The sequence below is a fragment of the Actinophytocola sp. genome, assembly GCF_045807065.1.
Classification (GTDB): Bacteria; Actinomycetota; Actinomycetes; order Mycobacteriales; family Pseudonocardiaceae; genus Actinophytocola.
The window spans coordinates 1-2,233 of sequence record NZ_JBJMIE010000648.1; the positions used below are offsets into that span (position 1 = coordinate 1).

The 2,233-nt window shown below is 72.4% G+C and carries 2 protein-coding genes; both read left to right on the top strand.

Features of this window, described 5'->3' with window-relative positions; all coding sequences use genetic code 11:
• Positions 1-732 (top strand): FGGY family carbohydrate kinase (locus ACJ73U_RS38015; protein WP_407782616.1); only part of this gene is annotated, 732 nt, incomplete at its 5' end.
• A gap of 22 nt (positions 733-754) precedes the next feature.
• A partial coding sequence (locus ACJ73U_RS38020) for a glycerol-3-phosphate dehydrogenase/oxidase (protein WP_407782617.1) occupies positions 755-2,233 on the top strand: 1,479 nt, incomplete at its 3' end.

A 2,233-nucleotide genomic window follows, 5' to 3' on the forward strand; every position in this document is an offset into this window, starting at 1 on the left:
GCCAAGAACACCTACGGCACCGGCAACTTCATGCTGCTCAACACCGGCGAGGAGAAGGTCGCGAGCAGGAACGGCCTGCTCACCACCGTGTGCTACAAGATCGGCGACGCGAAGCCGATCTACGCGCTCGAGGGCTCGATCGCCGTCACCGGTTCGCTGGTGCAGTGGCTGCGGGACAACCTGAAGATCATCTCCTCCGCCGCCGAGATCGAGCCGCTGGCCCGGTCCGTCGAGGACAACGGCGGGGCGTACTTCGTGCCGGCGTTCTCGGGGCTGTTCGCCCCGTACTGGCGAGCCGACGCCCGCGGTGCGCTGGTCGGGCTCACCCGGTTCGTCGACCGCGGGCACCTCGCGCGGGCGGTGCTGGAGGCCACGGCCTTCCAGACCCGCGAGGTGCTCGACGCGATGAACGCCGACTCCGGTGTCGCGCTGAAAGAGCTGAAGGTGGACGGCGGGATGGTCGCGAACGAGCTGCTCATGCAGTTCCAGGCCGACATGCTCGACGTCCCGGTGGTGCGGCCGAAGGTCGCCGAGACCACCGCGCTCGGCGCCGCCTACGCCGCCGGCCTCGCGGTCGGCTACTGGGACGGCCTGGACGACCTGCGCAAGAACTGGGCCGAGGACAAGCGGTGGACGCCGAACCTCGACGCCGCCGAGCGCGAACGCGTCTACCGGAACTGGAAGAAGGCCGTCACCAAGTCGTTCGACTGGGTCGACGCCGACGTGAGTTAGCACGACAGGGAGAGGTGTCGGGGTGTCCGCACGACTGGATCTCGCCTACCGGAGCACGGCGCTGCGTGCGCTGGACCAGACCGAGTTCGACGTGCTCGTCGTGGGCGGTGGCGTGGTGGGTGCCGGCGCCGCGCTCGACGCCGCGTCGCGTGGCCTGTCCGTCGCGCTGGTCGAGGCGCGGGACTTCGCGGCGGGCACGTCGAGCCGGTCGAGCAAGCTGGTGCACGGCGGGCTGCGGTACCTGGAGCAGCGTGACTTCGCGCTCGTGCGTGAGGCGCTCAAGGAACGCCGCCTGCTGTTGCACCGCCTCGCGCCGCACCTCGTGCGGCCGGTGCCGTTCCTGTACCCGCTGACGCACCGGGTGTGGGAGCGCGCGTACGTCGGCGCCGGCCTCGCGCTGTACGACAGCATCGGCGGCGCGCGTGCGCTGCCGATGCACCGCCACCTCTCCCGTCGCGCCGCGCTGGAACTGGCGCCGGCGCTGCGTCCGGACGCGCTCACCGGCGCGATCCGCTACTACGACGCGCAGGTGGACGACGCCCGCCTCACGATGATGCTCGCGCGGACCGCCGTGCAGCACGGGGCGACGGTGCTCACCCGCGTCGAGGCGGTCGAGGTCCTGCGGGACGGCGGCGAGCTGACCGGCGTGCGCGTGCGCGACCTGCTCTCGGGAGGCGAGCAGGTCGTGCGTGCCCGCCGGGTGATCAGCGCGGCGGGGGTGTGGACCGACGAGGTCCGTGCGCTGGCCGAGGCGAGGCCGCCGTTCCGCGTCCGCATGTCCAAGGGCGTGCACGTCCTGGTGCCGCGGTCGCGGATCGCACTCGACGTCGGGCTGATCACCCGCACCGAGAAGAGCGTGCTGTTCGTGATCCCGTGGGACAGGCACTGGATCATCGGCACCACGGACACCCCGTGGGACCACGACCCGGCCCGCCCGACCGCGACCCGCGCGGACGTCGAGTACCTCCTCGACCACGTCAACTCGGTCCTGCGGGATCCGCTGACCGCCGACGACGTGGTCGGGGTGTACGCCGGCCTGCGCCCACTGCTCGACCCCGGCGCCGAAAGCGACACGACCACGCTGTCCCGCGAGCACGCCGTGGCCGAGCCGGCCCCGGGGTTCTTCGTGGTGGCGGGCGGGAAGTACACGACCTACCGCGTGATGGCCGCGGACGTCGTCGACGCGGCGACCGCCGGCCTGGGCCGCGCGGTGGCCCCGTCCCTGACCCGGCACCTACCCATCCACGGCGCGGTCGGCTTCCGCGAACTGTGGGCCGACCGCGCCCGCCTGGCCACCGGGCTGCTTGCGGCGGAGGTGGTGGAACGGTTGCTGGGCCGCTACGGCTCGGCGGTCCACGACCTGCTCACGATGATCGCCCGCGACCCGCGACTGGCCGAACCACTGACCGCCGCACCGAAGTACCTGGCCGCGGAGGCCGTCTACGCCGCGACCCACGAGGGCGCACTGGACCTGGACGACGTCCTGTCGCGACGCACGCGC